Genomic DNA, 7,694 nt, shown 5'->3' with positions numbered 1-7,694 from the left:
TGGCTACAATGCCACGATAAAAGGCCGGACACATGACTGAACCTGACCGATCCCATCGATACAGAGTCTTGCATTCCACGGGCCGTCCACACATGGGGGTACCGTCTGTCGTTGACGCAAGCCATTCAGCTTGGCACCATCGGCCCATGTTGAGAGAGAGAATACCTCTCCGTATCGCTCCCCTGCCCTTGCAACGGTTCGGCCACACTGCTCGTTTCCGGCAAGGGGCTGGTCCTCGCCATGCTCGCCGCTCACGCGCCTGCGCGTGGCTCCGGTCCCGGTAAACCGCCCTTACCCTCAACTGCGCCGCGTGGCGTCCTGAAGGTGTCGGGACGAGGGGCGTCTGCCCCTCGTGTCCCACTCGGTAGGTTCGACGGCCTGCGGCGCGTCGAACAAGGGGCGGATCTTAGAGCGCCTGGAATCTGAAAAGAGGCCGATTGGTGAAGCCTGGTCGCCAGCTCTGGTGATCGTAGACGTGGATTAACGTTCCGACTGCCGCTTCCCCTGCCCCGATGATTGGAAAAAGCACTTCTCCGATCTGTTCGGGATGAAGACAGGGGTAGCAATCGATCTGGCCGTTCGGTCGTTGGACCTCGATGCGGAATTGTTGGGTGTTGTCGTTCGCCGTCATGATCGCCTCCGCCAAGTGGCTCGGCCGCCGAAGCGGCTGAGCCCTGGCAAGGCCAGTCCATCAGGACCGGCGCTCGCTGTTGAGGTAATCGTTCGGGATGACGGCCATCAGCGTCTCGTCGTCCTGACCGGGATAGCGGCCGAGGTTCGCGTACCAGCGGGAATGCCCGGTGTTGAGCGTCAGCGCCAGGTAGGGCTTGTCGTCGGCGTTGAGCCGTTCCCAGATGCCGCCGACTTCAACGCGCCTGCCCCGCGGGCTCTGTTCGAACAGCCGGTACTTGGGGGCCTTCTCGTTGTCGCTGGCAACCGGCTCGCCGGTCACATCGATGTCGAATGAGAGGGTGGCGATGTTGCCGGTGATCTTCTTGCCGTCGATCTGGATGAAGTTTGCGAGGGTGTCGGTCATTGTGATGCTCCTTGTTAGCGAGTTGCCGATGGGAGCTTTCAAAGAGCGGATATGGGCCGGACCACACCGAAGGCCGTAGCGTCAGCGAAGGACCGGGACTGGATGCGATTTTGCTTCGCGAGGAAGGCCGAACCGGGGTCCCCGCCCGACGTGTCGGGTGGGGTGGTGATGCCGGGGAAAATCGTAGATAGGCGCGGTTGTGGTGCGGAACACCGCTCTTAGCTTCCCATCGTCGGCAATTCGTGGACATACAAGGGTTATTGCAAGGGGCTGATCGACGCCCTCCCCCAAACATGACGACGCCGACGGGATTACCGGCTTGGTCCGCCTTTGCCCAACGACTGCGATTGGTTGAGTTCGCGGGCCTGGTTGCGCACCTGAGCATCGCCCTTGTCGAGCGTTTTCAGGACTGTGCGCGCGGTCGCAAGCTGTTGTTCATTGGCGCCATGTTTCTCGGCGATCGGCGCGAGGTTACGAGCCGTCCTGAGCTTGCCGATATCGTCACCGAACCGCTTCTCAAATGACCGAATGGACTTGCTCAACTCGGTTTTCTGGTCGTCGGAAAGCGGCTGCTTCTTCTCGATCGCGCTCATCAGCGCGGCGCTTGGCTGGGCGATCTCCACCTTACCGCGCTCGGCCAGCTCATGCTTTTCCTGCGCCAGGGTCTGACGGATGCCATGCACCAGCGAAATGAAATCATCGGCAACACCACGTAGGCCTGTTCGTCCTGCTATGGCTCGACGGTAGTCCATCCGTTCCTCACGGCCGGAGAAGATGCCACCGGCGCCCTTGTATGGGCCATACGCCTCCGGATCGAGACTGAGGCGGGTAATCACCTCGCGATCGCCTATCTTGCCGCTCATCGCGGCTTCTCGAACCGCGTCGAGCATCTTGGCAGGATCGCGATAGACCCCGGCCGCCATGCGATCGAGATTGCGGCTGGTGTCACGAAAATAGTCGGATTGCTCCAGGGCCTTGTCGAGATCCGTTTTGCTAACGGCGGAGTCAAGTGTGCGGGCCGGAATGATAGGGTGGCCGGTCATGGTCTTTTCTTCGGGACCAAGCCCAGGTAGGCCGCGCAGCGCGTCGGCCGACTGAGCCCGATCGATGGCGCCGGAGCGCACATACGGTTTGAGATAGGCGTCGAGATGCCCCTTGCCGGGAGCTTCCAGCTCCCGCGTGAGGGCATTGAGATAATCGGTCTTGTTGGTCTGCGACCAGTCGATGTGGATCCCCGCGCGACGGCAAAGCTCGGTATGCACGGTCATGATCGTGCGGCCGTTCCCATCAAGAAACGGATGGGCATAGGCGAGATGGCCCATTACCTCACCGGGTTTCTCGCGCATCGTGGCAGCATCGTTGCCCTGCCCCAAGGCATAATCGACGCCTCGGCCGACATGCGATGCGAACATGAATTCCACCGCCCCTTTCGTGACGTGGAGTTCTCGAGCGTTCTGGGAGCGGTCCTGACCAGCCCACGGATAGACGTCACCAAACAAGGTTTCGTGCGTCTTCTTTACGTCCTCGAAGGAAAGTTGCTCCACGCGACTAAGGTTGTGCAAGGCACGCTCGACATTGCCGCGAAAGGCGTCATGCTCAAGGTCTTTGACCTTGGCCATGTCTTTTTGCCCGGCGTGATTTCGCAGGTATCCTCGTGTGGCAAAATCGCCGAACGGATCAAACGTCATCCTCGCGCTTGGCGTTCATCAAGATATCGAGAATGGAGACGGGTCAATTCAACACCGTTGATGACTCCCGCCTTGCGCAAGGCGACGACGACTTCCTGGACCTCATCAAACGCGACATCATCACCAGCCAGGCGCGTTACATCGTCCGCCCAATCGTCAAGCTCGGTACGAGCCGCGACAATTCCGTGCTGCTTTGCAAGCGCCAAGATGCATTCCTCGGCGGTCAGTTCAGTGGTGTGACGAACAGCGTGTGCCATGACAATCCTCAATATTTTCTGTCTGTTAACCTAGCATATGCTGGTACGGGAATCGAGTGCAGGGCTCCGACCACCAAGGGTAGAGCGGCCTAAGCGGCCGCCCTTTTTTCTTGAAGCGAGTGCAGGTAGTCGGCCGCCGCTTGCGCCTTGGAAGCGGCCCGGAAGATGGCGCGCTTATCCTGCTTCATGACGGCCAACCAACTGGCAAGGTACGATGCACTCTCGGGCCTGACCGTAGCGGTGATTTCGAGATCGGAGCAAAGGAAACATGCTGAAATTTCAGCGACCAGCTCCTCGAAATGGTATTCGTGATGCCGCTTGTCGGTGCTCTTGAGCCGGTCAAGCCGCTTGCTCGATCCTGACCAGTGAGAGACCTCATGCAGGATGGTCGAATAATATGCCTCGGGGCTTTCGAACGCCCGAAACGGCGGCATTTTGATCATGTCGAGCGCGGGAATGTAGCAGGCTCGATCCCCCTGATGTTGGATCACTGCGCCGGTGTTTTCAATGAACCGGTCGGCACCTGCGATGCGCCGATCTTCCGGCATTGGGATTGGCTTGGCGTAGAAATCTTCCGGAAGGCCGTCAATTTGCGAGAGATTGAAGACGGTATACCCCTTGAGGTAGGGGATTTCCCGGTCCTCGTCCTCGCCTCGTCCGTTATCGACGCTGCGGGTCACGGTTCCGTATTTGACGATGGTGGTTCCCTTTTCGCCTTTACGGACCTGGCCGCCAAGCTCCTGCGCCTGTTTGTAGGTCATGAACCTGTCGTGCTGGAAGTTGTTGGCGGCCGATGCGATCCAGAGCAGGAGGACGTTGATCCCGCGATAGGGTTCGCCGGTGGAGCGAAGCGGCCGGGGGAAGGAACTGCCGATGTTGGTGGCGCTCCAGGGCTGCATCCAGGGCCGTGTACCGGTCTCCAAGGCGGAAACGATGGTGTCGGTGATGCGCTGATAGGTATCCGTGCGGGCTTCACTCATGGCTATCTCCTTTGCCTCGTCTTGCTGACGGGGGCTCAAGAGACAGGGCGACAAAGCGGGGGCTGCACCCGAAGGGCCGCAATGCAATGGAGGGCATCAAAGCCCTAAGAATTTGCTTCGCGAGGAAGGCCGAAGGCCGGGGAAATTGTTAGGGCGGCGATGCTGCGGAAATCGCGCGCCCTGTCAGCCATCCGTCCTAGAAAGCAAGGCAGAGGCAAAGGGGGATACCGCGACGGCCCGCCGTATCCCGTTGCGCTGTCACGGCCGGGATTTCTCCTTGCCGGTGCATCGTTGTATGCTTGGGCGATCGGCTGCCCTATCGGCCCCCTGCCCTACCGTCTTCACGCTCATAGGCATCCATCATGGAGATCAGGACGTCCTCGCCTGCGGAGATACCCATGCGCTGCGCCAACTCCCAAAAGCGGCGGCGGGTATCCTCACTGGTCGCAATGTTGAGCTTGGCCGTTCGGTTGGAACGGCGAAGGCTGCGGGCGTCGAATGGTGCCACGGATGCCGGAGCCTTCGGCGGAGTGGCGGGCTGAGCGGAATGCCGGGCGGTAAAGCCAGCGCGTTCAGCTACCTCTTTGATTTCTGCTTGATCGGATTCCGGAACTTTTGCGCGCGGCTTGAATCCCGTAACATCAGGCAGGTCTAGGGAGACACGTTCCTTGGTCATGCTGCTGCCGTCTCCTGTTCTCGAAGGGTCTCAATGACTGCTGTTGCCAACTGCTGAGCATTCTCCTGTGCCGTCCTGGGATTGGACACGTCCTCCTCGGATAGATCGAAGATCGTTCCGCCGAGCTGGAACATGGCACTGAATGCGGCCCGCTCCATCATCGACGCCGGCAGGATCGGGATGCCCTTTTCTTCGAGCGTCGTCCGAATGTGGCGTTGCTCCCTGCTCTGCAATGCCGTGGTCATGGAAAAGACCACCCGATAGTCGATCTTGCGCCGGAAGGCTTTGCTCTCACGCTCGATAAGTGCAATCACCCTGCCCGCCTGATCGGCGTCGAGCTGCTTGCCGCGCATTGGAATTAGCACCAGGTCGGCGCGGCTGATTGCATAGCTGGCCGTCAGGTTGGCTGATCCCTCCAGGTCAACGATAACGAACGGGCATTTTTCAGCGGCGGTATCGATCGCATCAACGATGGATTCCTCATTGATGCCGCCCATCACCTCGAGCTGTTTCGGAACCGAATCTCCAAACCGGCTCGCCCAGGTCGCGAGGGGCTGGTTAGGATCGGCGTCGATAAGCGTCACCGAAGATCCTGCAGCGGCATAGACTTGGGCCAGGACGAGAGCGGTCGTTGATTTTCCAACGCCCCCTTTTGTCGAGCAAAGGACGATAACGGGCATTGCTGCTCCTTTCGGTTCTGAGTTCCTTGCCGGTTCTTTACAGGACAGAAGTTACTATAAAGTGACTTCGTGGCCAGTTCCCATCTACCATAAACCGTCCATATGGTCACCACATGGTCAGAAGGAACCGACAAGGAACCCGGTTCCTGCTCGGAACCCGATAAGAACCCGGTTCCTTGTTAGAACCGATCGGCGCAGACGCTAAAGGGAGCAAGGAAAAAGCCGCCCCCCGAAGGGAGCGGCTCAAGATCAGCCGGTTTTGGCGACCTTCTTGTTGTCGTTGTCGGCTCGACCGATGAATTTCGCGTCATAGCTCAAAGTGATCGAGAACAGAGGGGGGAAGCCGATTGTCACGCCGATTTTGAGCGTGCCCTGATGTTTAGCTTTTCCGATCAGCTTCTTGATGAAGCCCACAACTTGGCGACCGGTAAGGCGGAGGTAGGTGATGGTCTGTTTCATAGCAGTTCTCCTAAAATGATGATTTCGTGTGGTGCGAAGCAGATAAAGCGGCGTCCGGCGTGCCTTTGCACCGCGCAGCGGTCGCAACGAAGTGGAGAACCCGAAGGGTTGCCAAGGCAGGCCAGCCGCTAAATTCGCGCAGCAGACCATCCGAAATTCAGCATTTGGAACTGCGAAACAGACCAGCACCGGTGCGTCGCACCGATCTTGCCCAGGGCGAAAGAAGATGATCGGAGAAGCGGGCAGGCAGGGGCGTGATGGCGTGGCGAATCGGCTTCCCCCCGGATCACGGCTGCGATGCGTGATGAAAATGGCCGACAACCTTCCTCGCATGACAAAACCGGCTAATCTTGATGCTGACCGAAGGAAGGCATCTTCATTGCGTGGGCGGGGAGCGCGAGGGGAGGGGCTTTAGGGGCTCCCCTCGTACCAGTCGGAAGGCGCTCGATGCGCCTGTCGGCTGGCGGGCGGCTTGGAATTTGCAGGGAAAAGGACTATATAGGCTCTCAGGAGTGGGACGCCGGGTTTCCCCGACGCCCCCTTTCCTAGAATAAGAATTGAACCCGGATTCGGAGTAGCCAGCTCGTCCGGGTTCTTTTCATTTCTAGGGTAACGGTCATGGGCAAAAGCCACATATCGTTACCTCCTTTTGAGGGCGAGGCCGTCGCCTCGGCCGGGGTGGCCTATCCTCCCCGATCGGCGCGGGCTGGCTCCGCGCCTTGCTGCTTCCACCCTCAAATCTGACTAGCGTTCCCTGTATAATTCCATTTTGCGAGCGTTGCGAAGGGCGGCACGGCTGGTTTCAAACCTGTAGCCGTCCCATTCCTTCCACGGCTCCCAGCCCATCGGCGTCGGTCGACCATACCAGACGCGGACCTCGACGCGCTCCGCGTCAAGCTCCCTGACGATTGAAACCGTGAACGATCCGCCCATATTCGAGGGCGTATCGAACACATCGACGTGCCGGATTATCCGGCTCTCCTTGGCCCTGCTCATAGCAAGGCCAACTGTTGAGCGGGCTGGCGGGAAATCTGCGGCATGGGCTTCGCCTCAATCCGCTCGATCTCATCAGCCTTGCGGGCGCGCGCCTCGGCAAAATCGAAACAGGCGATCTCGCAAACGATCGAGGTATCTTTCCATTGCTCGCGGAAAATCGAGGTGTCGATTCCGACTCCTGCGTCCATTTCAAAGCCTGTCGCCTTGGAAAACTCGACGCCACGGCCTGAATGCCGGCGCTCGTAATAGGCGCGGCCGGAATACTGGAAGCTGGCGGACTGCTGTGGGATGATGAACGCGCCATGATCGGCAAGCTCGGCGGCAATGTCGATCACATGGAACTCAAAATCCGGGCCGCGATAGCGCGGGCCGTTGCCATGGCGTTTGACCTTGCCGAATGGCGGATTGCCAATGGCCATATCGAAACGGCCTAGATCGAGTTCGCGCCAGTCGAACACATCGGCATTGATCCACCTGGCCTCCGGCAACAGCTTGCGGCCAACCTCGCAATATCGCGGGTTGATCTCGACGCAGGTCATTTCCGGGGTTCTGCCGCAATAGGCTGCACGATGATAGATGAAATAGCTGAGCACGCCGATACCGGCGCAAAGGTCGACGACACGCCCGCCAGTTCCGTCGAGGGCGAAATCACCGGCAAGGTCGAAGGGGGTAAAGAACGCTCCCGACGCACCGTTGATGTGGTTCGCGCCTTCGTGCCAATGCCGAAACACAAATTCCCGCTCGTCGTCGGTGAGCCTGTCCTTCGTCAAGATCGCCTCTGCCTCGTCATGGGCTTTGCGCTGCGCCCGCGTGAGTTTTGCCATGGTCCTGAATCTCCTTTTCCCGCGAAGCGGCTTTCCTGCCCGAAGGGGCAGGAGCCCCGCTCCTGCTCCCGAGCTCGTGCGGAACAGCGGGGGAGAGG

9 protein-coding genes are annotated in these 7,694 nt (G+C 59.5%); all 9 read right to left on the bottom strand.

Going from position 1 to position 7,694, the window contains the following annotated elements:
* Nucleotides 1-406 precede the first annotated feature (406 nt).
* Complete coding sequence (locus tag J5286_RS30985; RefSeq protein WP_209215523.1) at nt 407-631, bottom strand: hypothetical protein; 225 nt, start codon at nt 629-631, stop codon at nt 407-409.
* 60 nt (nt 632-691) lie between these two features.
* Nucleotides 692-1,036 (bottom strand): DUF736 domain-containing protein, encoded by a 345-nt coding sequence (locus tag J5286_RS30980; RefSeq protein ID WP_209215521.1) that lies wholly within the window; start codon nt 1,034-1,036, stop codon nt 692-694.
* A 311-nt stretch (nt 1,037-1,347) separates the two neighbouring features.
* Nucleotides 1,348-2,724: a Fic family protein gene (locus J5286_RS30975; protein ID WP_209215518.1), complete on the bottom strand. Its 1,377-nt coding sequence runs from the start codon at nt 2,722-2,724 to the stop codon at nt 1,348-1,350.
* On the bottom strand, nt 2,721-2,981 hold the full coding sequence (locus tag J5286_RS30970) for a hypothetical protein (RefSeq protein ID WP_109614780.1): 261 nt from the start codon (nt 2,979-2,981) through the stop codon (nt 2,721-2,723). The genes J5286_RS30975 and J5286_RS30970 overlap by 4 nt, the downstream gene beginning before the upstream one ends.
* A gap of 89 nt (nt 2,982-3,070) precedes the next feature.
* A complete protein-coding gene (locus J5286_RS30965) occupies nt 3,071-4,000 on the bottom strand; it encodes an ArdC family protein (protein WP_348529903.1) in 930 nt (309 codons plus the stop codon).
* A gap of 277 nt (nt 4,001-4,277) precedes the next feature.
* The gene (locus tag J5286_RS30960) at nt 4,278-4,637 is read right to left on the bottom strand and encodes a hypothetical protein (protein WP_209215502.1); all 360 of its coding nucleotides are present in this window, start codon (nt 4,635-4,637) and stop codon (nt 4,278-4,280) included.
* Nucleotides 4,634-5,317 carry a division plane positioning ATPase MipZ gene (locus J5286_RS30955; protein WP_109614778.1) on the bottom strand — a complete coding sequence of 228 codons (684 nt, stop codon included), beginning with the start codon at nt 5,315-5,317 and terminating at the stop codon, nt 4,634-4,636. The genes J5286_RS30960 and J5286_RS30955 overlap by 4 nt, the downstream gene beginning before the upstream one ends.
* Before the next feature lie 249 nt (nt 5,318-5,566).
* Nucleotides 5,567-5,776 carry a trans-acting factor B gene (locus J5286_RS30950; protein ID WP_209215499.1) on the bottom strand — a complete coding sequence of 70 codons (210 nt, stop codon included), beginning with the start codon at nt 5,774-5,776 and terminating at the stop codon, nt 5,567-5,569.
* 992 nt (nt 5,777-6,768) lie between these two features.
* On the bottom strand, nt 6,769-7,694 hold a 926-nt coding region (locus J5286_RS30945), incomplete at its 5' end, for a class I SAM-dependent methyltransferase (RefSeq protein WP_247749739.1).

Origin of the sequence: Rhizobium sp. 16-488-2b, from assembly GCF_017741815.1 — a bacterium.
Lineage (GTDB): Bacteria > Pseudomonadota > Alphaproteobacteria > Rhizobiales > Rhizobiaceae > Rhizobium.
This window is presented reverse-complemented; position numbering and strand designations above follow the sequence as displayed.